The following is a 25,099-nucleotide window of genomic DNA, read 5'->3' on the forward strand; positions in this document are numbered from 1 at the left end:
GTTCCGTAAGCTGTAAGACAGAGCCTGCTCAGGGAACACGGTCAGATCGGAAAGACGCAAAAGCCGTCATCCCTGACATGCTCTGCCCGCGCCATCCATGGCGCGGGACGCTTTCCTCCTCTGCCCGTGTTCCCTTCGGGTTAAGCTTATCGATCGCTGTGAGATCCTGACTCAGGCTTATGAGCAGTCCCTTTATTAATTCTGTGTCCAGCCCTTACGAATCGGTAAAGCAAACAGCGCCCGATAGAGCGGGTTGATCACCGCCAGCATCCGCTCGCCATAGAACTGCCACGCCAGATGCGACGCCAGACAACTGAGCAGACCCACCAGGAACCCGCCCAGCATATCCATTGGCCAGTGAACGCCCAGGTAAACCCGCGACCAGGCGATAGCGCAACCCGCTACCATCAGCACCACACCCGACCAGAGGCGATGCCAGAAGATAAAGGCCAGCGCAAAGGTGAAAATCGTGGTGCCATGATCGCTTGGATACGAGTCATCGGCGGCGTGATGCAGGAACTGATAACCGTAACCAATGGCGAAAGGGCGGGGATGAGGCAACAGATGGCCGACACACCAGGAGATCGCCAGCGCATAAATCAGCGCCATACCGGTTTTCAGTACCAGCGCCCGCTGCGAAGAAACCTGATCGCGCGGTCCCCAGAGCCACATCGCCACAATTAACAGCGGCACAATGGCAATCAGGTCTTTAGCAATAAAGGTCGCCAGATGTATTAACCAGACGGGAGAAGCCGGTGTAGCATTGATGGCAGTAAACAGTGAGTGGTTCAGCTCTTCCATTTCGGGATAAATTCCTCAGCACAAATAGCTAACTTAACAGTCATCTATCCTGCTTTTTAAAGGGCAATTCGTCTACGGAAAGGCTCTGAATCTGATAATGAGTTGCACAATTGTTTAAGTTTTATGACCGTTTCGCGTCAGATTGTGGCGTCGTGGAGCGGGGCAGAGATGAAAAAAAGGCATAAAAAAACCCGCCGGGAAAAAGACCAGCGGGCTCCACAATTTGGGGATTTCAAAGAAAAGCAGTGGCACTTATTATGACTATCGCTTAACTATAAAGTTCTGGACGCAGGCAAAAAAATTTTATAAGGGCAATATCGGCCAGATAATCACAATCAGCGTCCCCGCCAGCGTCAGCAAAACGTTGGCGATGGCATAGGTCCCGGCATAGCCCAGCGCCGGAATGTTACTGCGTGCGGTATCACTGATGATCTCCATAGCCGGTGCGCAGGTTCGCGCGCCCATGATGGCCCCAAACAGCAGGGCGCGGTTCATCCGCAACACATAAGCCCCAAACAGATAGCAGATGATCACCGGAATCAGGCTCACCAGCAGACCGCACAGCAGCATCAGCGCGCCGTCGCTGCTCAGGCCGTGATTAATGCCGCTGCCGGCACTCAATCCCACACCCGCCATAAACACCATCAGCCCGAACTCTTTCACCATGGTGAGCGCGCCCTGCGGAATATAACCAAAGGTCGGGTGGTTGGCACGCAGGAAGCCGAGCATGATACCGGCGAACAGCAGGCCCGCCGCGTTACCGATACCAAAACTGAAATTGCTGAACTGAAAGGTGATCAGACCAATCATCAGCCCGACGATGAAGAAGGCGCAGAAGGCTAAGAGATCGGTCATCTGACTGTGAATCGCGATAAAACCAATGCGATCCGCCACGCTTTTCACCCGTCGTGCCTCGCCGCTCACCTGCAACACATCGCCTTTATTCAGCATGATGCTGTCGTCGATTGGCATCTCAATCTGACTGCGTATCACGCGGTTCAGGAAGCAGCCGTGATCGGTGAGGTTTAACTTACTGAGACGTTTGTTCACTGCGTTATGGTTTTTCACCACAATCTCTTCGGTGACGATGCGCATATCCAGCAGGTCGCGGTCAAAGACTTCTTTGCCGTTGCGGAAGCTGGGATCAAGCCGGGCGTGTGCGTCGGGATAGCCCACCAGCGAGATATCATCACCGAGCTGTAGCACCGCATCCCCATCGGGACTGGCGAGAATACCGTTGCGTCGGATGCGCTCAATGTAGCAACCGGTCTGACGATAGATGCCCAGCTCACGCAGGTTCTTGCCGCCACTCCACGCCACCAGTTCCGCACCCACGCGATAGGCACGAATCACCGGCAGGAAGACTTTACGCTGGCTGTCGGCATCCAGACCGCGTTCCCGGGCGATCTGCTGGGCGCAGGTGGGCAGATCCTGATGTTGCAGACGGGGCAGGTAGCGTGCGCCAAAAATCAGACTCACCAGGCCAATCAGATAGGTCACGGCATAGCCGAGACTCAACTGATCCTGCATCAGTGCAAGCTGCTTTGGATCGGTGATGCTTTGCCGCAGGGTATCGCCCGCGCCAACCAGCACCGGCGTGGAGGTCATCGATCCGGCCAGCATGCCAGCGGTAAGCCCAATATCCCAGCCAAAAAGTTTGCCCAGCCCCAGCGCCAGTAACAGCGCGCTGACCACCATGACGATGGCGAGCATGAAATAGTTTTTGCCGTCGCGGAAGAAAATGGAAAAAAAGTTGGGACCGGCTTCGACGCCGACACAAAAAATAAACAGCATAAAGCCCAGGCTCAATGCATCGGTATTGATCGTAAAGTGTTGCTGGCCTAATAAGAGCGAAACGACTAATACGCCAATCGAATTTCCCAGCTGAACTGAGCCAAGACGCAACTTACCCAGACAGAGGCCGAGCGCTAAAACGACAAACAATAACAAAATGTCATTTCCGCTTAACAATCCTGCGACGTTAATATTCACTGTTTAACTTCTTGTTTACATGTAAGCTATTGAAGAGTGGCCTGTTTTTCGCTATCGTGAGCAAGCCGTTGAGGTTCTGTTGTATCAACACTGCAAATGGAACCTTTACCGCGGCGCTATTCTAATCACAAAAATCTTTCACAGCCATTGGCTGTTTTCATTCGTTGCCACAGCGAACTGTTTCTTTTTATTTCCATCTGAACGCATCAGGGATATCAGCAGGTTATTGTCGGGGTTACTTTTAATCAGTGGGGTGGTATGCCGCAGCGTTCTTATCTCTGGACTACCCGCCTGTGCGGCGTGGTGCTATATAGTCTGGTGTTTGTTTTTACCTGTCATTTCTGGCAGGTCGGTCCCGGCCCGCTTCGTGGTCAGCCCGAATTACTGCTCTTTATGTTGCCCGGTATTGTGATGGCGTTGATGCAGGTGGAAAGCCCGTTAAAAAGCACGTTACTGATGGGACTCTGGGGAACGTTACTGGCAGCTCTGCTGTTAAGTAACAGCCTGTTTATTCACAGTAGCGGATTCTTCTTAGTCGCCTGGAGCCTCAGTGCGCTGTTCTGGGCAGGTTGCGGCGCGTTGCTGGTGCGGTTGATGCAGATTGTGATGGCGTCAATCAACTAAACGGTGCCGGTTGATTTGCCTCAGGCAGAGAGCAAAAAGGCGAGACAGGAAATCCTGTCTCGCCTTTTTCATTCCGGCTATCGGCGCTTACGCGACAAATCCCAGATTCTCTTTAGTCCATGCAGCAAACTCGGTGTAGCCACCGATATGTTTTTCGTCCACGAAAATCTGTGGCACGGTGCTGACCGGTTTGCCAGCGCTCGCTTCCAGGTCAGCTTTAGTAATGCCTTCTGCATTAATATCGACATACTGATAGCTAAAATCATCGCGCTCAGCGGTCAGTTTGTCGGCCAGTTCGTGGGCACGGACACAGTAGGGACAGCCCGGACGACCAAAAATAACAGCAATCATTGAGAACTCCTTGCAGCGACTATTATGTGATGTATATCACACAATGAAACAGAGAATGGCAATCATGATGCCCGCTCGTATCGCTTAAGGAAAGCAGGATTTGCCTGTTAGTCTGATGCCCGCACGCTATTGCCGCCCATTCAGGAAGCGTCTGAAATAAGAGCTTTTTCACGACGGTAGTCCGTGTATTCCGCGCAATTTTTGGGTTGTTGACCATAATTGACGCTCAGTTAGCCGCTAAGGCAGGAGGATGTGATGCAGAGTGTGGCCAGATTACCCCGGTTTGTGGTGGTGCTGGAGGCGGCTGGCGGCCTGATGATTTTAGGCGCGTTGCTGCTGATCAACCACTGGCTTCCGCTGCCAGACCTGGCTGACGTGAAAACGCTGGCTACGGTGCTGTTCATCGCTGGCGTGGTTCTGATGCTGCCTGCTGCCTGGCTATTAATGTGGCGCACCGCGAAAGCGATCGCGCCACAGCTGTTCAATCAGATTGATAAAAAAAGATAATATTGCTGGAGACTTTATGACACCGACCATTGATTTACTGTGCAGCCACCGTTCGATCCGCGCCTTTACTGACCAGCCGGTCAGCGAAGCCCAGCGTGAAGCGATTATTAATGCGGCGCAATCGGCGTCCACATCCAGCTTTTTACAGTGTTCTTCTATTATCCGTATCACCGACAAAGCGCTGCGTGACAAGCTGGTGACGCTGACGGGCGGACAGACGTGGGTCGCGGATGCGCCTGAGTTCTGGGTTTTCTGCGCTGACTTTAACCGTCACCTGCAGATTTGCCCGGATGCGCAACTGGGCCGTGCCGAGCAGTTGCTGCTGGGCTGCGTCGACACCGCGCTGATGGGACAGAATGCCATGGTCGCGGCGGAATCGCTGGATCTGGGCGGTGTATTTATCGGCGGCATTCGTAACAGCATTACGGAAGTGACCGAACTGCTGGGCCTGCCGAAATTTGTGCTGCCGCTGTTTGGTTTCTGCCTGGGGCATCCGGAATCAAAGCCGGACGTCAAACCGCGTATGCCGCATGCGATGCTGGTGCATGAGAATCGCTATCAGCCACTGGATCCGGCGGTGCTGGCAGAATACGATAGCCGCACAGAACTCTATTATCAGCAGCGCGACAGCAACCAGCGTAGCGAAACCTGGAGCGAGCTGATCCAGCGGCTGATCATTAAAGAGACGCGTCCGTTTATGCTCGACTATCTGCATCAGCAGGGCTGGGCCACGCGTTAATTCAGAAAGCGAGAGCAGCGATGAAGATAGCTATCCTGTCACGTGATGAGACGCTCTACTCCAGCCGACGGTTGCGTGACGAGGCCGCCGCGCGCGGCCACGAGGTACAAATCATCGATCCGCTCTCCTGTTATATGAATATCAATCCCGCCTCACCGGCGGTTCACTATTGTGGTGAGCCGCTGGGCCATTTTGATGCCGTTATCCCGCGCATCGGCAACGCCATTACCTTCTATGGCACGGCAGTGCTGCGACAGTTTGAGATGTGCGGCAGCTATCCCCTGAATGAGTCCGCCGCCATTACCCGCACCCGGGACAAATTGCGCTCGCTGCAGCTGCTGGCACGGGAAGGCATCGATATGCCGGTCACCGGCTTTGCCTCTTCGCCCGATGACACTGACGATCTGATCGCCATGGTCGGCGGCGCACCGCTGGTGGTTAAGCTGGTAGAGGGCACGCAGGGCATCGGTGTGGTGCTGGCGGAGACGCGTCAGGCGGCGGAGAGCGTTATTGATGCTTTTCGCGGCCTGAATGCCCACATTCTGGTACAGGAGTTTATTAAAGAAGCGCAGGGGCGGGATGTCCGCTGTCTGGTGATTGGTAATCAGGTGGTGGCAGCCATTGAGCGGGTGGCGAAAGAGGGCGATTTCCGCTCTAACCTGCATCGCGGCGGCAAAGCGTATCCGGCAGAGATTACACCGCAGGAGCGGCAGATGGCCGTGAAAGCGGCAGCCACGCTGGGGCTGGAAGTGGCTGGTGTTGATATTCTGCGCGCCCATCGCGGCCCGCTGGTAATGGAAGTGAACGCCTCGCCGGGTCTGGAAGGCATTGAAACCAGCAGTAACCTTAACATCGCCGCGTTAATGATTCAGCGGATTGAGCAGCAGGCTATCCCCGGGCTCCGTCCTAAAACCGCTGGCTGACACGCGCTTTTCAGCAGTTTTCATGGCATCGCCGCCCATTTTTCCGTAAGCTAAGTCGCCTGTTTATCACCCCACTGGGATTTTACGATGGATTCTCTTGTCGTTCCGGATATCGACCTGCTGCGTCGCTGGCTGGATCAGCAAAATATCACCTGGTTCGAATGCGATGCCTGTCAGGCACTTCATCTGCCGCACATGCAAAACTTCGATGGGGTTTTTGACGCCAAAATCGATCTGGTCGACAACGTCATTCTGTTTTCGGCGCTGGCTGAAGTGAAGCCAACGGCGCTGATTCCGCTGGTCGGCGATTTGTCGCAAATCAATGCCAGTTCACTGACGGTAAAAGCATTTATCGACATTCAGGATGATAATCTGCCGAAGCTCATTGTCTGTCAGTCAATCATCACCACTGCCGGATTAACCTTTGGTCAGTTCTCACACTTTATGAAACAGAGTGAAGAGCAGATCTCCATGGTGATCCTGGAAGCCTTTGCCAACAATCTGCTGATTGTGGGCGAAGAAGAAGAGCACGTTCCGGTGACCAGCGTTCATTCTGTGCTGCACTAAGCCCGACATGGTCGCCCACTAAGCCGTCCCTGAGACGGCTTTTTTATGCCCGCCATCCGCCCCCGCGATAATTTTTTATTCTGCACTTTGCCCTTTAACGCCAGATATTTGTCGTGGTTTATGCCATCAAAGCCGAACCTCATAGCTCAAACATGCATAAAATATCGGTTTCAGGCGTTTTTTACGCTGGGGTCTGGTGCAGTCAGACCGGGGGGGCTATGCTTGCGGGGCTGTAACAGGCGCGTAACTGCGCCTCAGCTATAGGATTTTGCTATTAAACTCCCGCTGAATAATGATTCATTGTGTCACTGACGTTTTGTCCGGAACGCAATGCAGGGATCTCTGGTTTGCAGCGTTGTAATGACCCGCTCAGGAGGATGGAAAAATATGTTCAACTCACGTCAGAAATGGCTGTCAGCTGTGGTAGCGGCTGGGCTGATGGCCGCGTCGGCCAGCAGCATGGCGGAAGATAAAACGCTGCACGTCTACAACTGGTCCGATTATATTTCGCCAGATACCGTGCCGAACTTTGAAAAGCAGTCCGGCATTAAAGTGGTCTACGATGTGTTTGACTCCAACGAAGTGCTGGAAGGCAAACTGATGGCGGGCAGCACCGGCTATGATGTCGTCGTGCCATCCTCCAGCTTCCTGGCACGTCAGCTGCAGTCCGGGGTATTCCAGCCGCTGGATAAGAGCAAACTGCCAAACTACAAAAACCTCGATCCAGCGCTGATGGAAAAAGTGGCGCAGCACGATCCGGGTAACAAATATGCCATTCCGTATCTGTGGGGCACCACCGGTATCGGCTACAACATCGACAAGGTCAAAGCCGCACTGGGTGCCGATGCGCCGGTCAACAGCTGGGATCTGGTGCTGAAGCCGGAAAACCTGGAGAAGCTGAAAAGCTGTGGCGTCTCCTTCCTGGATGCCCCGGAAGAGATTTTCGCCACGGTCCTCAACTATCTGGGCAAAGATCCGAACACCTCTGACCCTAAAGAGTATTCCGGCGCCGCCACTGACCTGTTGCTGAAACTGCGTCCGAATATCCGCTACTTCCATTCGTCGCAGTACATCAACGATCTGGCTAACGGCAACATCTGCGTCGCCATCGGCTGGTCGGGCGATATTCTGCAGGCGAAAAACCGTGCCGATGCAGCGAAAAACGGCGTGCATCTGGGCTACAGCGTGCCGAAAGAGGGCGCACTGGCCTTCTTCGATATGATGGCAATTCCGAAGGATGCGAAAAACCTCGACGGCGCATACGCCTGGCTGAACTACATCATGGATCCGAAAGTGATCGCCGATGTCTCCAACAAAATGAACTACGCCAACGGCAATAAAGCGTCGCTGCCGCTGATCAATGCCGACGTCCGCAACAACCCAGGTATCTTCCCGACGCCTGAAGCGATGTCGAAATTGTTCGTGCTGAAAGTCCAGGATCCGAAACTGGATCGTGTGCGTACGCGCGCATGGACTAAAGTAAAAAGTGGTAAGTAGTTCGTCCTTAACGGATTGACCTGTCACGCATCAGCAACAGAGGCGCAACCCCGGCCTCTGTTGTGCCATTTTTAGCGGCAAACTTTGCCGCAATGTTCCGCCTGGCTCCGGAGAGAACCCTTTGTGAACGATGCCATTCCCCGTCCTCAAAATAAAACCGCAAAGGCGTTAACGCCGCTGCTGGAAATTCGCAATCTGACCAAATCCTTTGACGGGCAGCATGCCGTGGATGATGTCAGTCTGACCATTTATAAAGGTGAAATTTTTGCCCTGCTGGGCGCTTCGGGCTGTGGTAAATCCACGCTGCTGCGCATGCTGGCCGGTTTTGAGCCGCCAACCAGTGGCCAGATTGTGCTGGATGGTCAGGATCTGTCGCACGTTGCTCCCTATCAGCGCCCGATTAACATGATGTTTCAGTCCTACGCGCTGTTTCCGCACATGACGGTGGAGCAGAATATCGCCTTTGGGCTGAAGCAGGATCGGCTGCCGAAAGGGGAGATCAACAGCCGGGTTGCTGAAATGCTGGCACTAGTGCATATGCAGGAGTTTGCTAAACGCAAACCGCATCAGCTCTCCGGTGGTCAGCGTCAGCGCGTGGCGCTGGCCCGCAGCCTGGCGAAACGACCGAAACTGCTGCTGCTCGATGAGCCGATGGGCGCACTGGATAAGAAGTTGCGCGACAGGATGCAGCTGGAAGTGGTCGATATTCTGGAGCGCGTGGGTGCCACCTGCGTGATGGTGACGCACGACCAGGAAGAGGCGATGACCATGGCGGGCCGTATCGCGATTATGAATCGCGGCAAGTTCGTGCAGATTGGCGAGCCGGAGGAGATTTACGAGCATCCTACCAGCCGCTATAGCGCGGAGTTTATCGGGTCGGTTAACGTCTTCGAAGGCTTACTGCGTGAACGTCAGGCAGATGGTCTGGTGATTGACAGTCCCGGCCTGATGCATCCGCTGAAAGTCGACTCCGATGTCTCGGTGGTGGATAACGTGCCGGTGCATGTCGCGCTGCGCCCGGAAAAAGTGATGCTGTGCGATGAAGTGCCTGCCGATGGCTATAACTTTGCGGTGGGTGAAGTGGTTCATATCGCCTATCTCGGCGACCTTTCTATCTTCCATGTCCGTCTGCATAGCGGACAGATGATCAGCGCACAGTTGCAAAACGCGCATCGCTACCGCAAAGGGTTGCCGACCTGGGGCGATGAAGTCCGCCTCTGCTGGGAAAGCGACAGCTGCGTGGTGTTGACGGTTTAAGGAGCGGCTATGAGCCAGATTTTCCAACGCGCCAAAGCGCCCGCCCGACTGGTCGGCACGCCGCTGCAGCGCTGGGCTACGCGGGTAAAAATGCAGCATGGCCGCAAGCTGGTGATCGCACTGCCTTATGTCTGGCTGGTGCTGTTATTCCTGCTGCCGTTTCTGACGGTGCTGAAGATCAGTTTCGCGGACATTGCGCGGGCGATTCCGCCTTACACCGAGCTGGTGAGCTGGGCGGATGACCAGTTCAGTATTGTGCTCAATTTCGGCAACTACTTGACGCTGACTGACGACCCGCTCTACATCGACGCCTATCTGCAGTCGCTGAAAGTGGCGGCGATCTCCACGGTAATCTGTCTGCTGATTGGCTATCCGCTCGCCTGGGCGGTGGCGCACAGCAAGCCGTCGATGCGCACCATTCTGCTGCTGCTGGTGATCCTGCCGTCGTGGACCTCATTTCTGGTGCGCGTCTACGCGTGGATGGGGCTGCTGAACAACAACGGTATTCTGAACCGCTTCCTGCTGTGGCTGGGCGTCATCGATCATCCGCTGGTGATCCTCTACACCAACACCGCGGTCTATATCGGTATCGTCTACTGCTATCTGCCGTTTATGGTGCTGCCGATCTACACCGCGCTGACCCGTATCGATTACTCGCTGGTGGAAGCCTCACTGGATCTGGGTGCGCGTCCGCTGAAGACCTTTTTCAGCGTGATTGTGCCGCTTACTAAAGGCGGCATTATCGCCGGGTCGATGCTGGTGTTTATCCCGGCGGTGGGGGAGTACGTGATTCCTGAACTGCTGGGCGGCCCGGACAGCATCATGATTGGCCGCATCCTGTGGCAGGAGTTCTTTAACAACCGCGACTGGCCGGTGGCCTCTGCGCTGGCGGTGATTATTCTGCTGATCCTGATTCTGCCGATCATCTGGTTCCATAAGCATCAAAACCGTGAAATGGGAGAGAAGGCATGAATAATTTGCCAACCATCCGATCACCCTGGCGTACCGGCATTCTGATTTGCTGCTTCCTGTTCCTCTATGCGCCGATGCTGCTGCTGGTGGTTTACTCCTTCAACAGCTCCCCGCTGGTGACGGTGTGGGAGAGCTTCTCGTTCCACTGGTATAACGTGCTGTTCCAGGACAGCGCGATGATTGACGCGGTGCTGCTGAGTCTGAGCATTGCCGGGCTGTCGGCCACCATGGCGGTGGTGCTGGGCACACTGGCGGCGGTGATCGTCGTGCGCTTTGGTCGCTTCCGTGGGCACAACGGTTTTGCTTTTATGCTGACCGCGCCGCTGGTCATGCCCGATGTCATCACCGGACTGTCGCTGCTGCTGCTGTTCGTCGCGATGGGCAACGCCTTTGGCTGGCCGAGCGAACGCGGCATGCTGACCATCTGGCTGGCACACGTCACCTTCTGTACCGCCTATGTGGCGGTGGTGATTAACTCGCGTCTGCGTGAGCTGGACCGCTCGATCGAAGAGGCAGCAATGGATTTAGGCGCCACGCCGCTGAAGGTCTTTTTCGTGATTACCGTACCAATGATTGCTCCGGCGATTGTCACCGGCTGGCTGCTGGCGTTTACCCTGTCACTCGACGATCTGGTGATCGCCAGCTTTGTGACCGGGCCTGGCGCTACCACATTGCCGATGGCGATCTTCGCCACTGTGCGTCGTGGCGTTAACCCGGAAATCAATGCGCTGGCTTCATTGATCCTGTTTGTGGTCGGTTTAGTCGGTTTTATCGCCTGGCGGTTCATGGCGCACGAAGAAAAACAGCGTTTAAGCGATATTCAGAAAGCTAAACGTGGCTGAAATCCGTAACCTTTGCCACTATATGAACGGGCCGGTTTAACCGGCCCGTTTTTCGATCAGGTGGAGTCACGGACTATGTCAGAAATCTTCAAAAGCAGCGCTACGCTCTCAGACGCACCGGTTCCGGTGACGGTTGCGGGCATTGCTATTATCGCGACTCGCTGCCTGAGCGTTCTGATGCTGGCAAACGAGCTGGGTTACAGCGAACTCGCCAACTTTGTGCACCGCAGCGCACAGTCCTGGGACTCTACACTCATCTTTATCGCCAGCCAGCTGATCTTCCTGTTCGAACTGCGCTGCGCCTTTACCCTGATGCGCGGCAGTAACCGTGGACGCTGGGGTTATGTGGCGACGCAGGGGGTTGTGCTGATCTATATGCTGTTCGCCTCGCTGGGCGGGATCTACCCGGAGATTTTCAGCATTGATGGCGACAATAACGCCCAGATTATCCACCACACCCTGTCGCAGAAAATCCCCGATCTGGTGGTGCTGATGCTGCTGTTTCTGCCTGCCAGCAGCCGCGCTTTTTTCAGGAAGCGATGATACAATCGCGCTCCGCCCGACCCCATCGTTAAGGCTTTACCATGCACTGCGCGCTTTATGACGCTAACCGTTGCCGCTCCTGTCAGTGGCTGGAAAAACCCTATCCCACACAGCTAGGCGACAAACAGTCGATGCTGGAACAGTTACTGGCTGAACAGCCGGTTGCGGTCTGGTTGCCGCCGGTGACATCACCGCAGCAGGCATTTCGTAATAAAGCCAAAATGGTGGTCAGCGGCAGTGTGGAATGCCCGGTGCTGGGCTTAATTCATCGTGATGGCGAGGCTGTCGATCTGTGCGATTGCCCGCTCTATCCTGCCAGCTTCCAGCCGGTGTTTGCGGCGCTTAAGCCTTTTATCGCCCGTGCCGGACTGACGCCCTATAACGTGGCGCGCAAACGCGGCGAGCTGAAATTCCTGCTGATTACCGAAAGCCAGCAGGGCGGCATCATGCTCCGTTTTGTCCTGCGCTCAACCGCCAAACTGGAACAGCTGCGCGCGGCATTGCCGTGGCTGCAACAGCAGTTGCCGCAGCTGGCGGTGATCTCGGCCAATATTCAGCCGGTGCATATGGCGATTCTGGAGGGAGAGGAGGAGATTGCGCTGACGCCTGCGCAGTCGCTGGCAGAAAACTTCAATGGCGTGCCGCTGTGGATCCGCCCGCAGAGCTTCTTTCAGACCAACCCGCAGGTGGCGAGTGCGCTTTATGCTACCGCGCGCGACTGGGTACGTGCGCTGCCGGTTAAGAGCATGTGGGATCTCTTCTGCGGCGTAGGCGGTTTTGGCCTGCACTGCGCGACACCGGAGATGGAGCTGACCGGCATTGAGATTAGTGCTGAGGCGATTAAATGCGCCCGACGTTCCGCTGAGATGCTGGGACTGGAAAAAGTGCAGTTTGCGGCGCTGGATTCTACGGCGTTTGCGACCGGACGCGACGCAGTGCCGCAGCTGGTGCTGGTGAACCCGCCGCGCCGTGGGATTGGTGAGGTGCTGTGTGATTATCTCAGCCAGATGGCCCCGGATTATCTGCTCTATTCAAGCTGCAATCCGCAGAGCATGGCGCAGGATATTGCCCGGCTGAGTGCGTATGAGGTTACGAAGGTGCAGCTGTTCGATATGTTCCCGCATACCGCCCATTTTGAAGTGCTGACGCTGTTAACCCGCCGTCAGCACTGAGTCCGGTAAAATCTCAGGAGTTACTCCGGGAACCATTTCTGATTAAGCTGCTGCCAGCTGCCGTTAGCTTTCAGTTCGGTCAGCGCCTGATTGAATTGATCGCGCAGCGCCGTATTGCCTTTACGCACCGCAATGCCCAGGCCGGTGCCAAAGTAATCTGCATCCGTGACATGTTCACCGACCGTGGCGAGATCCGGATTGGTCTTCAGCCACTGATTCACCACTGCGCTGTCGCCAAACACGCCATCCAGTCGGCCATTCTTCATATCCAGAATCGCATTCTGATAGCTGTCATACGCCACGACTTTCACTTCCGGATGCTTATCCTGCAGGTATTTCTGGTGGGTAGTGCCGTTTTCAACGCCGATGCGTTTGTCTTTCAGATCACCGAAGCTGCTGAATTTGCCTTTCTGCGCGATCACAATGGCGGAGTTAGCGTAATAGGGCTGGGTAAAATCGACCTGCTTGCTACGCTCAGCGGTGATATCCATGCCGGAAATGACCGCGTCATAGCGGCGGAACTTCAGTGACGGAATCAGGCTGTCGAAGGCGTTGTTGGTAAAGGTGCACTCCGCTTTCATCTGCTGGCACAGCGCTTTGGCCAGGTCGATATCAAACCCTACCAGATTATTTTCCCGATCGAGCGTTTCAAATGGCGGATAGGTTGCTGAGGCGGCGAAGCGAATTTTTTCTGCTGCCTGGGCGGTCATCGCGAGTGAGGCCAGCGCAGCGGCAATAATCCATTTTTTCATTTTATGATTCCTGTGATGTGGTCAGCCAGAGAAGGCGATACCCTGCCATAAAATGAATTTTTATGCAATTAGTGTGATTTTTCAGGCGAAAAGGGCGAGGCGCCTCGCCCGGATTTCAGTTACGCCGTTCAAAGGCCAGAGCGCGCTTTTCGATCAGGCGCATCATCAGCGTTAGCAAGCCGTTAACGCAGAGGTAAATCAGGCCTGCCGCGGCATAGACCGTGATGTCGTAGGTGCGGCCATAGAGCAACTGACCATGGCCCATGACTTCCATCAGGGTGATGGTATAGGCCAGCGAGGTGCCTTTAAACACCAGCACCACTTCATTGGAGTAGGAGGAGAGGGCGCGTTTAAATGCATACGGCAGCAGAATGCGCAGGGTATCTTTGCGACTCATGCCCAGTGCCGCGCACGATTGCCATTGTCCGGAAGGAATCGCCCGGACCGCACCGTAAAACAGCTGGGTGGTGTAAGCCGCGCTGTTCAGCGACAGCGCCAGCATCGCGCAGAGCCATGGCTGCGACAGTAAATGCCACAGCCAGGGGATCTGCTGGATCGACGGAAACTGACCCGGACCGTAGTAGATCAGGAAGATCTGCACCAGTAGCGGCGTACCGGTAAACAGCGTGATAAAGCCTTTTACCAGCGGATTAAACACCGGCGTTTTCAGCGACAGCACCACGGTGAACAGCAACGCGAGCAGCAGAGCCACCACCAGCGAGGCCGCCGTCAGCGTCAGGCTGGTGTGCAGCCCTTTCAGGAGTTCAGGCAGATAGGCCAGCATTAGCTGTTCCCCCGTTCAAAGCGGGTCGTGCGCAGTTCGATACGGCGTAACACCGCCTGACTGAACAGCGTAATCACTAAGTAGATCGCGGCCGCCACCAGGAACCAGGTAAACGGCTCCTGCGTACGGGTGGCAATACTTTTGGTTTGCAGCATCAGGTCATTAACGCTGATAAGCGAGACCAGCGCGGTATCTTTCAGCAGCACCAGCCACTGATTACCCAGACCGGGCAGCGCGTGCCGCCACATCTGCGGCATGATCAGCCGGAGAAAAATAGCTGACTTTTTCATGCCCAGCGCCTGTCCCGACTCCCACTGACCGACCGGCACCGCTTTGAGTGCGCCACGCAGCGTCTGTGAGGCGTAGGCGGCATAGAGCATCGCCAGCGCAATCACGCCGCACAGGAAAGGACTGACATCGAAGTTTTCAATCTGCATCTGAACCGGCAGCGTAAACAGCCCGAAGTTCAGCGTGAAACCGTCAGAGAGGGTGAGCAGCAGCTGTGAGGCGCCAAAATAGATAAACAGCACCACCAGAATTTCCGGCAAGCCACGGATCAGCGTCACCAGAGCGGTGCCAATCCACGCCAGCGGTCTCAGGCGCAGTGACTCCCAGCCAGCGAAAATCATCGCCAGCACCAGGCCAGCGATGAGAGCACAAACAGCAAGGCCGACGGTCATCCCGGCGGCGCTTGCGAGGGTCATCATTTCATTCATCAGAGATTACTGCTGGAACCATTTGCTGTAGATGGTTTTGTACGTGCCATCTGCTTTGATCTTATCCAGCGCGCCATTGAATTTAGTCTGCAGATCGGTGTTGCCGGTGCGTACCGCAATGCCCAGGCCAGTACCGAAGTAGGCTTTGTCCGTAACTTTGTCGCCGACGGCAGCCAGCGCAGCATTCTGCTTCAGCCACTCGTTGACCACGGCGGTGTCACCGAATACGGCATCAATACGGCCATTTTTCAGATCCAGCACCGCGTTCTGATAGCTGTCGTAAGGAACGATGGTGATGTCGCTGTGTTTATCCGTCAGGTATTTTTGATGAGTGGTACCGTTCTGCACGCCAACCCGCTTACCTTTCAGCGCTTCAACGCTGGCAACTTTGCCTTTCTGGGCAACAAACAGCGCCGAGTTGTCGTAGTAAGGCTTGGTGAACAGGACCTGTTTTTCACGATCCGGGGTAATATCCATGCCCGCCATCACCGCATCAAAACGACGGAATTTCAGGCTTGGAATCAGGCTGTCGAATGCCTGGTTGGTGAAGGTGCAGGTTGCGTCGATCTCTTTACACATTGCGTTGGCCAGATCGACATCAAAGCCCTGAATCTTGTTGTCCGCATCCACAAACTCAAAAGGAGGATAAGAGGCTTCGGTCGCAAAACGAATTGTCTGTGCCGCGGTAGCGCTCAGGCTAAAACCGGCAAGCAGTGCAGCAAGTACCATTTTTTTCATTGTTAGCATCCTGACTTAGTGCGAAAGATAGTGAGCAAACGCCTCGGTTTGCGGCTGTGTAAAGCGGCTGGCATCGCCCTGTTCCACAATGCGACCATTCTCCATGTAAACCACGCGGCTGGCCGTTTTACGTGCCACTTCCACCTCATGGGTCACAATCACCTGGGTAATGCGGGTCTGCGCCAGTTCGCGAATGATACTGACAATCTGTGCGGTAATTTCAGGGTCCAGCGCGGCCGTCGGCTCATCGAACAGCAGTACCTGAGGTTCCATCATCAGCGCACGGGCAATCGCCACACGCTGCTGCTGACCCCCGGAGAGGTGCAGCGGAAAGCGATCGCTGTAGGGTGTGAGCCGCAGACGGTCAAGCAGCTTGTCAGCACGGGCGCGGGCATCGCTTTTGCTGAGGCCCAGAACCCGGCAGGGCGCTTCGATCAGATTCTGCAGCACGGTGAGATGCGGCCAGAGATTATATTGCTGGAACACCATCCCGACGTTCTGACGCAGTTCGCGAATCGCGGCATCGGACGGTTTCTGAGTGAAGTCGAACTGATTGCCGGCAATCTGCAACTGACCTGAACGGGGCTGCTCCAGCAGGTTAAGCACCCGCAGCAGCGAACTCTTGCCTGCACCGCTTGGACCCAGCAGCACCAGGGTCTCGCCTTGCGGACACTCAAGGTTGATGTCGAACAGCGCCTGATGAGCACCGTAGAAGCAGTTTATTGCGTTTAGTTGAATACTCATGCGCCAGATTTGAATAGCTATTAGTGTCGCGGATTTTAACGTCACCAGAATAGTTATGCAAATAAGGTGGGTTAAAATTTGTAAAACAGCAGATAAACAGCGAAAGCTTAGCACAATATCATGCGCCGTCTGGCGTCAGCCCAGAGCCGGGAGGCGGGCGGTGGCAATAAAAAAAGCGCAGTCACCTGCGGAGACTGCGCTTTTCATAACCTTAAAATCTCAAATTATTTTTTTGATTTTTCAAGCATCTGGCTCAGGCTTCCACCTTCGGCATGGGCAGGGTTAGCCATGTAGCGCACGTCATCGACCACCCAGCAGGTGCCCTGATGGATCATCAGCACCTCATCCTGCCACTGCTTGCCGTCACGGCTCAGCTCGACCCGCAGCGGGATATTGCGCGCATCGCGATTCGGAATGGAGGAGGCATCGGCGACGCTGGCAGCGGTCGGACCCTGTGACAGGCTGGAGAAGAGATCGCCGTTACGCCACTGTGAGCCCGCGTTACTGCCGCTGGCCGCCTGCAGGGAGTGATAAAGCGCATCACTCAGGTAAGGGCGATATTTTGCCAGGGTGTTGCTGTCAGGCAGACCCTGTGTGGGCTGTTCGACACGCAGGTCGTAAAACTTCTGGGCTACCTGGTCAGGACCGCCTTCGATGCAGGGGGCGGTACGCGGGCCATTATCCTTAATCACTGGCTCAACGGTGGTACAGGCGCTGAGCAGCAGGGCCGCCGGGATCATTAGCGCAAACGCGTTGTTTCTCATCTCGATTTCCTTATGGTTCTCTGGCAAGGTGCCCTTTTTAGCATAGAGTATAGCCGTGCTTTTTAGTCGAAAGAGCCTTAGTCCGGTTTTCAACAAGGAGAATGCGATGAAATTTTCAACAACCCCAACACTTGAAGGTCACAGCATCAGCGAATATTGCGGCGTCGTCACCGGTGAAGCCATTCTGGGTGCCAACATCTTCCGTGATTTTTTCGCGGGCATCCGTGATGTGGTCGGTGGCCGTTCCGGTGCGTATGAGAAAGAGCTGCGCAAAGCGCGCGAGATCGCGTTTGAAGAGCTGGAAGAGCAGGCAAAAGCGCTGGGTGCCAACGCGGTGGTCGGTATCGACATCGATTACGAAACGGTCGGCAAAGATGGCAGCATGCTGATGGTCAGCGTCAGTGGCACGGCGGTGATCATTCGTTGAAACACGGGCTGTTGATGCTGCTGACACTGCTGCTGGCGGGCTGCCACTCCGGGATGGAATCCCGTGACGGCTATTGGGCCGATCTGCGGCATCCGGCGCAGGGCGCGCGACCGCGGGTGAAGGTGATTGTGATTCACTACACTGCCGAAGATTTTTCTTCGTCGCTGGCCACACTCACCGATCGAGATGTCAGCGCCCACTATCTGATTCCCCGCCAGCCGCCTCAGCGCGCCGGTAAAGGCGTCATCTGGCAGCTGGTGCCGGAGCAGCAGCTCGCCTGGCATGCCGGACCCAGTTTCTGGCGCGGCGCCAGTCGCATCAATGACACCTCGATGGGTATTGAACTGGTGAACCGGGGTTATCGGCGGACGCTGACCGGGCTCGAATGGCAGCCCTTTACCGCCGCGCAGATCACCACGCTGGAGTCGCTGGTGCGCGATATTGCCCGGCGTTACGGCATTCCACCGGAAAACATTGTCGGTCACAGTGATATCGCGCCACAGCGCAAGCAGGATCCGGGGCCGCTATTTCCGTGGCAACAGCTGGCGCAGCACGGACTCGGTGCCTGGCCCGATGCGGGTCGGGTGCAGTTTTATTTAGCGGGTCAGGATCCACACGCGCGGGTGCCCGTGCAGCCACTCATGGAAAGTCTGCAACGCTACGGTTATGCGGTGACAGCTGGGATGAGTGCGGCTGAGCAGCAGAAGGTGATTGCCGCGTTTCAGATGCACTTCCGGCCTGCGGATTATCGCGGTCAGCCCGATGCCGAAACCGCCGCGATAGTGGCCGCGCTACTGGAGAAATATGGCGCGGCGGAATAGCGGATTACTGTTGCAGAAACGCTTTCCAGTGGGCGAGAACCTGCTCCAGCGCCGCACGGTCAGCATCCAGATGGGTAACCAGTCGGGTGCGCGTTCCCACGCTGATTAACACGCCGCGTGCCTTCATCCACTCACCCAATGGTTTGACCTGGGCTTCCGGCACGGATACGAACAGCATGTTGGTCTGCTGATCGATGACGCTGACGCCCAGTTCATGCAACTGCTGTCCCAGCCAGGCGGCATTGTCATGGTCTTCCTGCAGTCGCGCCACGTTGTGTTCTAACGCGTAGAGACCTGCCGCGGCCAGAATACCGGTCTGGCGCATACCGCCGCCGGTCATTTTACGCCAGCGTCGGGCGCGCTCAATCAATGCCTCGTCGCCACACAGCAGCGAACCGACGGGCGTGCCCAGACCTTTAGAGAGACAGATGGTGAGGGTGTCGCAGTAGCGGGCAATCGCTGCCAGCGTGGTCTTCTGTGCGACTACCGCATTGAAAATACGTGCGCCATCAATGTGCAGCGCCAGCTTATGCTCGCGGGTAAAAGTCGACGCCTGTTCCAGATACGCCAGCGGCAGCACTTTTCCGTGATGGGTGTTCTCAAGACTCAGCAGGCGGGTGCGGGCAAAGTGAATATCGTCCGGTTTAATGGCGGCAGCCACTACGTCGAGCGGCAGGGTACCATCGTCGGCGGCCAGTACCGGCTGCGGCTGAATACTGCCCAGTACCGCTGCACCGCCCGCCTCATATTTGTAGTTGTGCGCCTGCTGACCGACGATATATTCATCGCCGCGTTCACAGTGGCTGAGCAACGCCACCAGGTTCGCCTGGGTGCCGGTGGGGAAAAACAGCGCTGCTGCTTTGCCGCTCAGTCGTGCAGCTTCCGCCTCCAGCGCGTTGACGGTGGGATCGTCACGGTAGACGTCATCACCGGTTTCGGCAGACATCATCGCGCTTAACATGGCGGCGCTGGGCCGGGTCACGGTATCACTGCGTAAATCGATCACCTTATGCTCCTGGATGTGGCGGAAGAGAAAAAAAAGGCGGGCATCGGGCCCGCCTGGATGGAACCTCTGTTTTACCGCAGCCAGTTGGTTTTCGCCAGTTCTACCACCTCATCCCCGCGACCATTCATGATGGCGCGCAGCATGTAGAGGCTGAAGCCTTTAGCCTGCTCCATTTTAATCTGCGGCGGCATCGCCAGCTCCTCTTTGGCGGTAATCACATCCACCAGCACCGGGCCATCATGGGCAAACGCCTGCTCCAGCGCGCCATTGAGTTCCGACGCCTTTTCCACCCGGATACCCAGAATGCCGCAGGCCTGGGCGATAGCGGCAAAGTCAGGATTCTCCAGCTCGGTGCCGTCGGTGAGATAGCCGCCGGCCTTCATCTCCATCGCCACAAAGCCCAGTACGCTGTTGTTGAAGATCACCAGTTTCACCGGCATTTTCAGCTGCGCCAGCGAGATAAAATCGCCCATCAGCATGCTGAAGCCGCCGTCGCCGCACAGCGCGACAACCTGACGATTGCGGTCGATCGACTGCGCACCCAGCGCCTGTGGCATCGCGTTCGCCATTGAGCCGTGGTTAAACGAACCCAGCAGGCGACGTCGGCCGTTCATCTTCAGATAGCGCGCCGCCCAGACTGTCGGGGTTCCGACATCGCAGGTAAAAATAGCGTCATCGCTGGCGTAGTGGCTGATCTGCTGTGCCAGATATTGCGGATGAATCGGCTGCTTGTCGTTGGGCTGCGCCAGTTCATCGAGACTTTTGCGCGCCTCGCCATAGTGTTTAACCGCACTGTCGAGATGTTTGCGATCGCTTTTGGGCGTCAGCTTTGGAAGCAGCGCCTGCAGCGTGCTTTTCACATCGCCGACATAAGCCTGATCGACGTGACAATGTGATCCCAGACTGCCCGGATTAATGTCGATCTGAATGATCTTCGCCTTTTCTGGATAGAAGGCGCGATAGGGGAACTGGGTGCCAAGTAACACCAGCGTTCCGGCATTCATCATGGCGTGGAAACCGGATGAGAACCCGATCAGGCCGGTCATGCCGACATCATAAGGGTTGTCATACTCGATGTGTTCTTTGCCGCGCAGCGCATGGACAATCGGCGCTTTCAGCGCTTCTGCCAGCGCCACCACTTCCTGATGCGCACCGGCACAGCCACTGCCGCACAGCAGCGTAATATCAGTGGCTTCGTTCAGCGTCTGTGCCAGCCGGGCCAGTTCGGCGGGCTGCGGCAGGACCTGCGGCAACTGAGGCGGATACCATTCTGCGCTCGCGCTTTCTGGCGCCGGTTTCAGCGCGATATCACCCGGCAGTACGACCACCGAGACGCCACGATTCAGAATCGCTTTACGCATCGCGATGCCCAGCACCTGCGGTAACTGCTCAGGATTCGAGACCAGCTCGCAGTAATGGCTGCATTCGCGGAACAGCTCCTGCGGATGGGTTTCCTGGAAATAGCCGCTGCCGATTTCGCTGGAGGGGATATGCGCCGCAATCGCCAGAACCGGGACGCGGTTGCGATGGCAGTCGAACAAACCGTTGATGAGATGTAAATTACCGGGTCCACAGGAACCGGCGCAGACCGCCAGTTCGCCACTGATATGGGCTTCAGCACCCGCAGCAAAGGCGGCGACTTCTTCGTGGCGTGTCGGCATCCATTCGATGGTGCCCATGCGATTAAGGCTATCGCTCAGGCCGTTAAGGGAATCCCCGGTGACGCCCCAGATGCGTTTTACGCCCGCGCTTTCCAGCGTTTTGGCGACCAGCGCCGCCACGGATTGTTTCATGCTCTTCTCCTTTGTCGGCCCGTCCTGAAGAGTGACGTGACCAGAACCGAAAAAAGAAGCGTAGACGACACGGCAGAAAAGCAGGCGTGAAAAAATGCGCTGGGCAAAGCTCAGCGCGTCTCAGAAAGGATTCAGGCAGAGAAGAGGGCGATCAGAATCGGGGCCAGCAGGCTCATCACAAAGCCGTGCACAATGGCGGCCGGGACAATCTCATTGCCGCCTGCCCGCTGCAGCACCGGCAGGGTAAAGTCCATTGAGGTGGCACCGCACAGGCCCAGTGCGCTGGAGCGATGGCGGCCAATCAGCGCCGGGATCAACATGATGGCGACCAGTTCACGCACCAGATCGTTGAAGAAGGCGGCGCTGCCGATGACCGGGCCAAAAGCTTCGGTCATCAGAATGCCGGAGAGCGAGTACCAGCCAAAGCCGCTGGCTAATGCCAGACCGGTCTTCAGCGGCACGCCCAGCAGTAACGCCGCTAACATGCCGCCGATTAGCGCGCTGACTAGCACGACGCTGGCGACCAGCATGCCGCGTCGGTTCAGGATAATCTGCCGCAGCGTCATGCCACTGCCACGCAGCTGAATGCCCACCAGAAACAGCAGGAAGATCAATGCATATTCGCTGGCGGTTGAGGCGTGGTGCAGCAGGGGCCACTGGGTCAGGCCAAGCACAAAACCGATGACGACGACGCCACACAGCTTCAGGGAGTCCAGCGCCATATGCAGCCGCGACGGCAACTTCTCCTGCCGATGCGCGTGCTGCCAGGGTGCATATTTTTCCAGCCCGCGCAGCGCCAGCAGGTTGCATAGCAGAATGCAGAACGCCGCCACCAGCGCGGTGTGAAACACCGCCAGCAGATTGCTGCTCAGATTGTCGAGAAAGGCCAGACTGATGCCCATAAAGAACAGAATGACGTAAACCATCCAGCCCAGCAGCTGATTCACGCGACGCAGGGTGGCGGTTTTACGGAACGGTAACAGCCAGCCGGCGATCAGCGGCAGCAGAATAATCAGAAGTCCGGAGTACATATCATTGCCATCCCTGGGAGAAGAGGCCACACGCTAGCGAAAAAGCGTAGCGGAGTAAACCCTGAGAAAGTGGCTTGACCGGCTGGCTGGCGACAACCATGCTGTTTATAAACTGAGGATGGACGCCTATGATTCTGGAACATATCGACATTCGCGGTTTCCGCGGCATCAATAAGCTCTCACTCCCTTTAACCCAGACCAATCTGCTGATTGGTGAGAATGCCTGGGGCAAATCCAGCCTGCTGGATGCTCTGAGCCTGCTGCTTTCGCCCCATGAACCAGCCTATGATTTTACCCAGGCTGATTTCCATTTCACGCCGGGCGATGTGACTGAACCGATGCGCCGTCTTTCGGTAGTGTTCCACTTTCGTGATGACGGCAGCGACCCGGATGCGGTGCTCTCGACCTTCTGGCAGCGTGATGCAGAGGGCCAGCGTCGGCTTTATTACAGCGTCAGTGCCACCTGGCGGGACAGCGGCATCGAAACCCGTCGCCGTTTTGTTGACGCGAATGCTCAGCTGTTGCCTGAGCAGAACTGCGCGGCGGCAATCGACCTGTTGCTGAAACGCTATCCGGTGCTGCGGCTGCGCGATGCGCGTTTCAGCAAACGGACGCGGAACAGCGCGCCGGTGTCACCGCCGCATCCGGAACTGCTGGCGGGGATGGAGACGCTGGCACGCGATCTGGAGCACCATCCGCAACAGCTCAGCGATGAGGTACTGCGACAGGGGCTGAAGACCATGCAGCAACTGATGCAGCATTACTTTCTGGTGCAGCCGCCCGGCGCGGGTGGCGAGACCCGGGCTCGGGATCCGCAGACGCGCGACGGTGTGCAGGGATGGCGGGCGCTGGATCACCTGAATCAGCTGATTGCCGGAACCGACTCCCGCAGCCGTCAGTTGATCCTGCTGCAGATGTTTACTCTGTTGATCGAAGCACGAGGTGACGTCCCGCTGGCCGCCGGGGCCCGGCCGCTGCTGCTGATTGAAGATCCGGAAACCCGCCTGCATCCGATTATGCTGTCTGTAGCATGGAACCTGCTGAAGCTGCTGCCGTTGCAGAAAATCGCCACCACCAACTCTTCTGAGCTGCTGTCACAGGTGCCGGTGGAAAACGTCTGCCGTCTGGTGCGTGAATCGTCGCGCGTAGCGGCCTGGCGCATCGGTCCGGAAGGGTTAAGTGCCGAAGAGAGTCGTCGCATCGGCTTCCATATTCGCGTTAACCGGCCTTCGGCGCTGTTCGCCCGTTGCTGGCTGCTGGTGGAGGGAGAAACGGAAGTCTGGATCATGAATGAGCTGGCGCAGCAGTGTGGTTACAACTTCGCGGCGGAAGGGGTGAAGGTGATTGAGTTTGCTCAGTCGGGCTTAAAGCCGCTGCTGAAATTTGCCCGGCGCATGGGCATCGCCTGGCATGTACTGACTGACGGCGATCAGGCCGGTAATAAATATGCCAGTACGGCACGCACGCAGTTACAGTTGGGCGATCCTGAGCCACGTTTTCTGACGCAGTTACCGGCGCTGGATATGGAGAATTTTCTCTATCAGCACGGTTTTCAGGATGTCTATCATGAGATGGCGCACCTGCCGTTAAACGTTCCGATGAGTTCCAGGCGTATTATTACCAAAGCGATTCACCAGAGCTCCAAGCCAGAACTGGCGATCGCAGTGGCTACGTCGGCGGCGGAACGCGGGCCGGAGGCCATCCCACCGTTGATGCGGCAGATGTTTGCCCGTGTGATTGGACTGGCGCAGGGCCAGGCGGACTGAGGCGTGGCAAAGATGAAAATGCCAGCGGCACTGGCTGGCATTTTTGGGTCACTGTTCAGAGGTGGGTTCAGTATCAGGCCACAGCCTGTACCTCAACAACCGGCACGATGAGGCTGGCGTGATTGCCTTTCGGACCTTCATGGACATCGAACTGAACCTGCTGGCCTGCCTTTAGCGTGCGGTAGCCTTCCATCTGAATGGTGGAGTAGTGCGCAAAAATATCTTCGCCACCGCCAACCGGACAGATAAAGCCAAAGCCTTTGGAATTATTGAACCATTTAACTGTGCCCGTCTCCATGCTTTTACTTCCCTCGCAAGACATTTTATAAGTAGGTGAGGTCTTTTAAGCTGTGAGTCGGATTTGATTAAAACTCAATCAGCCTGTGCAGGTAGAATGTAGAGAAAGCGCCGCTGGCGTCAAGCAAACCACCGGGCCAGGTGGGGAAAAAATCATCAAAATTTGAGGCAGTTAACGCTATTGCGAATTTTGTGATGCAGGTCGCGCAAGGGAATTGTTGAATAAATTTTCAGCAGCGGCCAGCAGCTTGACAGGCATGTTAAACTCTCAACATGTAGCCACTTAAAGGCTAAAAGCAAAATCTCAACGGAACACTATGGCAAACACAAACGACTGGCTTAACTTTGAACATCTGGCCGAAGATAAAGTACGCGAAGGGTTAAAGCCGCCTTCTATGTATAAAGTCATTCTGAATAATGACGATTATACACCTATGGAATTTGTTATTGACGTCGTACAAAAGTTCTTTTCTTATGATGTTGAACGTGCAACGCAGCTGATGTTGAAAGTTCACTATCACGGCAAGGCGATCTGTGGTGTATTTACTGCAGAAGTCGCCGAAACAAAAGCGGCCCAGGTGAACAATTATGCGCGGGAAAACCATCATCCGTTGCTGTGTACGCTGGAAAAAGCCTGAACCCGTCTCCATATAGGAAACAGGTAAGGGCGATA

At 56.0% G+C, this 25,099-nt stretch carries 28 protein-coding genes; 15 read left to right on the top strand and 13 right to left on the bottom strand.

The window, feature by feature from the left end:
* Positions 1 to 195: 195 nt before the first annotated feature.
* Positions 196 to 801, bottom strand: a complete 606-nt coding sequence (gene ybjG, locus ACN1CO_RS02245; RefSeq protein ID WP_419137347.1) for an undecaprenyl-diphosphate phosphatase — start codon at positions 799 to 801, stop codon at positions 196 to 198.
* Positions 802 to 1,104: 303 nt separating this feature from the next.
* Complete coding sequence (locus ACN1CO_RS02250; RefSeq protein WP_090962679.1) at positions 1,105 to 2,793, bottom strand: aspartate:alanine antiporter; 1,689 nt, start codon at positions 2,791 to 2,793, stop codon at positions 1,105 to 1,107.
* Positions 2,794 to 3,051: 258 nt separating this feature from the next.
* On the opposite strand from ACN1CO_RS02250, the gene ybjM reads away from it, so the two are divergent.
* On the top strand, positions 3,052 to 3,417 hold the full coding sequence (gene ybjM, locus ACN1CO_RS02255; protein WP_419137349.1) for an inner membrane protein YbjM: 366 nt from the start codon (positions 3,052 to 3,054) through the stop codon (positions 3,415 to 3,417).
* A gap of 87 nt (positions 3,418 to 3,504) precedes the next feature.
* Here the strand turns inward: ybjM and ACN1CO_RS02260 are convergent, their stop codons facing one another.
* On the bottom strand, positions 3,505 to 3,768 hold the full coding sequence (locus ACN1CO_RS02260; RefSeq protein ID WP_003849263.1) for a GrxA family glutaredoxin: 264 nt from the start codon (positions 3,766 to 3,768) through the stop codon (positions 3,505 to 3,507).
* 255 nt (positions 3,769 to 4,023) lie between these two features.
* Here ACN1CO_RS02260 and ACN1CO_RS02265 point away from each other — a divergent pair, with 255 nt between their 5' ends.
* From ACN1CO_RS02265 to rlmC, 10 genes are all read left to right on the top strand, one after another.
* Complete coding sequence (locus ACN1CO_RS02265; protein ID WP_419137351.1) at positions 4,024 to 4,275, top strand: DUF1418 family protein; 252 nt, start codon at positions 4,024 to 4,026, stop codon at positions 4,273 to 4,275.
* A 16-nt stretch (positions 4,276 to 4,291) separates the two neighbouring features.
* On the top strand, positions 4,292 to 5,014 hold the full coding sequence (gene nfsA, locus ACN1CO_RS02270) for an oxygen-insensitive NADPH nitroreductase (protein ID WP_419137352.1): 723 nt from the start codon (positions 4,292 to 4,294) through the stop codon (positions 5,012 to 5,014).
* 20 nt (positions 5,015 to 5,034) lie between these two features.
* Positions 5,035 to 5,937 carry a 30S ribosomal protein S6--L-glutamate ligase gene (gene rimK / locus ACN1CO_RS02275; protein ID WP_419137354.1) on the top strand — a complete coding sequence of 301 codons (903 nt, stop codon included), beginning with the start codon at positions 5,035 to 5,037 and terminating at the stop codon, positions 5,935 to 5,937.
* Between the two features lie 87 nt (positions 5,938 to 6,024).
* Positions 6,025 to 6,504, top strand: a complete 480-nt coding sequence (locus ACN1CO_RS02280) for a YbjN domain-containing protein (RefSeq protein WP_033779502.1) — start codon at positions 6,025 to 6,027, stop codon at positions 6,502 to 6,504.
* A gap of 387 nt (positions 6,505 to 6,891) precedes the next feature.
* Positions 6,892 to 8,001, top strand: coding sequence for a spermidine/putrescine ABC transporter substrate-binding protein PotF (gene potF / locus ACN1CO_RS02285; RefSeq protein ID WP_419137356.1), 1,110 nt, complete (start codon positions 6,892 to 6,894; stop codon positions 7,999 to 8,001).
* Positions 8,002 to 8,124: 123 nt separating this feature from the next.
* Positions 8,125 to 9,258: a putrescine ABC transporter ATP-binding subunit PotG gene (gene potG / locus ACN1CO_RS02290; protein ID WP_003849280.1), complete on the top strand. Its 1,134-nt coding sequence runs from the start codon at positions 8,125 to 8,127 to the stop codon at positions 9,256 to 9,258.
* A gap of 9 nt (positions 9,259 to 9,267) precedes the next feature.
* Complete coding sequence (potH, locus tag ACN1CO_RS02295; protein ID WP_003849283.1) at positions 9,268 to 10,230, top strand: putrescine ABC transporter permease PotH; 963 nt, start codon at positions 9,268 to 9,270, stop codon at positions 10,228 to 10,230.
* On the top strand, positions 10,227 to 11,072 hold the full coding sequence (gene potI / locus ACN1CO_RS02300) for a putrescine ABC transporter permease PotI (RefSeq protein WP_419137359.1): 846 nt from the start codon (positions 10,227 to 10,229) through the stop codon (positions 11,070 to 11,072). The genes potH and potI overlap by 4 nt, the downstream gene beginning before the upstream one ends.
* 75 nt (positions 11,073 to 11,147) lie before the next feature.
* Entirely contained in the window at positions 11,148 to 11,615 is a 468-nt protein-coding gene (locus tag ACN1CO_RS02305; RefSeq protein WP_419137361.1) for a YbjO family protein, read from the top strand.
* Positions 11,616 to 11,656: 41 nt separating this feature from the next.
* Positions 11,657 to 12,787, top strand: a complete 1,131-nt coding sequence (gene rlmC, locus ACN1CO_RS02310) for a 23S rRNA (uracil(747)-C(5))-methyltransferase RlmC (protein WP_419137363.1) — start codon at positions 11,657 to 11,659, stop codon at positions 12,785 to 12,787.
* 20 nt (positions 12,788 to 12,807) lie between these two features.
* On the opposite strand, the gene ACN1CO_RS02315 is transcribed toward rlmC, so the two are convergent.
* The 6 genes from ACN1CO_RS02315 to ACN1CO_RS02340 all read right to left on the bottom strand — a co-directional run bounded on the left by ACN1CO_RS02315 (position 12,808) and on the right by ACN1CO_RS02340 (position 17,285).
* Positions 12,808 to 13,539, bottom strand: a complete 732-nt coding sequence (locus ACN1CO_RS02315; protein WP_419137365.1) for an arginine ABC transporter substrate-binding protein — start codon at positions 13,537 to 13,539, stop codon at positions 12,808 to 12,810.
* A gap of 115 nt (positions 13,540 to 13,654) precedes the next feature.
* A complete protein-coding gene (gene artM, locus ACN1CO_RS02320; protein WP_179896261.1) occupies positions 13,655 to 14,323 on the bottom strand; it encodes an arginine ABC transporter permease ArtM in 669 nt (222 codons plus the stop codon).
* Complete coding sequence (artQ, locus tag ACN1CO_RS02325) at positions 14,323 to 15,039, bottom strand: arginine ABC transporter permease ArtQ (RefSeq protein WP_419137367.1); 717 nt, start codon at positions 15,037 to 15,039, stop codon at positions 14,323 to 14,325. The genes artM and artQ overlap by 1 nt, the downstream gene beginning before the upstream one ends.
* 6 nt (positions 15,040 to 15,045) lie before the next feature.
* Positions 15,046 to 15,777 carry an arginine ABC transporter substrate-binding protein gene (artJ, locus tag ACN1CO_RS02330; protein WP_283545832.1) on the bottom strand — a complete coding sequence of 244 codons (732 nt, stop codon included), beginning with the start codon at positions 15,775 to 15,777 and terminating at the stop codon, positions 15,046 to 15,048.
* A gap of 15 nt (positions 15,778 to 15,792) precedes the next feature.
* Positions 15,793 to 16,521, bottom strand: coding sequence for an arginine ABC transporter ATP-binding protein ArtP (gene artP / locus ACN1CO_RS02335; protein WP_090962649.1), 729 nt, complete (start codon positions 16,519 to 16,521; stop codon positions 15,793 to 15,795).
* A gap of 224 nt (positions 16,522 to 16,745) precedes the next feature.
* Positions 16,746 to 17,285 (bottom strand): lipoprotein, encoded by a 540-nt coding sequence (locus ACN1CO_RS02340; RefSeq protein WP_419137370.1) that lies wholly within the window; start codon positions 17,283 to 17,285, stop codon positions 16,746 to 16,748.
* Between the two features lie 106 nt (positions 17,286 to 17,391).
* Between ACN1CO_RS02340 and ACN1CO_RS02345 the strand changes: the two genes are divergently transcribed.
* Both ACN1CO_RS02345 and ACN1CO_RS02350 read left to right on the top strand, forming a co-directional pair.
* Positions 17,392 to 17,712, top strand: a complete 321-nt coding sequence (locus tag ACN1CO_RS02345) for a heavy metal-binding domain-containing protein (protein WP_003849304.1) — start codon at positions 17,392 to 17,394, stop codon at positions 17,710 to 17,712.
* Complete coding sequence (locus tag ACN1CO_RS02350) at positions 17,709 to 18,533, top strand: N-acetylmuramoyl-L-alanine amidase (RefSeq protein ID WP_419137372.1); 825 nt, start codon at positions 17,709 to 17,711, stop codon at positions 18,531 to 18,533. The genes ACN1CO_RS02345 and ACN1CO_RS02350 overlap by 4 nt, the downstream gene beginning before the upstream one ends.
* 4 nt (positions 18,534 to 18,537) lie before the next feature.
* Here ACN1CO_RS02350 and ltaE read toward each other — a convergent pair whose 3' ends face one another.
* The 3 genes from ltaE to ACN1CO_RS02365 all read right to left on the bottom strand — a co-directional run bounded on the left by ltaE (position 18,538) and on the right by ACN1CO_RS02365 (position 22,363).
* On the bottom strand, positions 18,538 to 19,539 hold the full coding sequence (ltaE, locus tag ACN1CO_RS02355; protein ID WP_419137374.1) for a low-specificity L-threonine aldolase: 1,002 nt from the start codon (positions 19,537 to 19,539) through the stop codon (positions 18,538 to 18,540).
* Positions 19,540 to 19,610: 71 nt separating this feature from the next.
* Complete coding sequence (gene poxB, locus ACN1CO_RS02360; protein WP_419137376.1) at positions 19,611 to 21,332, bottom strand: ubiquinone-dependent pyruvate dehydrogenase; 1,722 nt, start codon at positions 21,330 to 21,332, stop codon at positions 19,611 to 19,613.
* 131 nt (positions 21,333 to 21,463) lie between these two features.
* Complete coding sequence (locus tag ACN1CO_RS02365; RefSeq protein WP_419137378.1) at positions 21,464 to 22,363, bottom strand: lysine exporter LysO family protein; 900 nt, start codon at positions 22,361 to 22,363, stop codon at positions 21,464 to 21,466.
* Positions 22,364 to 22,491: 128 nt separating this feature from the next.
* Between ACN1CO_RS02365 and ACN1CO_RS02370 the strand changes: the two genes are divergently transcribed.
* Positions 22,492 to 24,129 (top strand): DUF2813 domain-containing protein, encoded by a 1,638-nt coding sequence (locus ACN1CO_RS02370; RefSeq protein WP_419137380.1) that lies wholly within the window; start codon positions 22,492 to 22,494, stop codon positions 24,127 to 24,129.
* A gap of 73 nt (positions 24,130 to 24,202) precedes the next feature.
* Here the strand turns inward: ACN1CO_RS02370 and cspD are convergent, their stop codons facing one another.
* A complete protein-coding gene (gene cspD / locus ACN1CO_RS02375; RefSeq protein WP_003849316.1) occupies positions 24,203 to 24,427 on the bottom strand; it encodes a cold shock-like protein CspD in 225 nt (74 codons plus the stop codon).
* Positions 24,428 to 24,743: 316 nt separating this feature from the next.
* Here cspD and clpS point away from each other — a divergent pair, with 316 nt between their 5' ends.
* Complete coding sequence (gene clpS / locus ACN1CO_RS02380) at positions 24,744 to 25,064, top strand: ATP-dependent Clp protease adapter ClpS (RefSeq protein WP_003849318.1); 321 nt, start codon at positions 24,744 to 24,746, stop codon at positions 25,062 to 25,064.
* Positions 25,065 to 25,099: the final 35 nt, after the last annotated feature.

Source organism: Pantoea sp. R13S299, assembly GCF_048515925.1.
Lineage (GTDB): Bacteria > Pseudomonadota > Gammaproteobacteria > Enterobacterales > Enterobacteriaceae > Pantoea.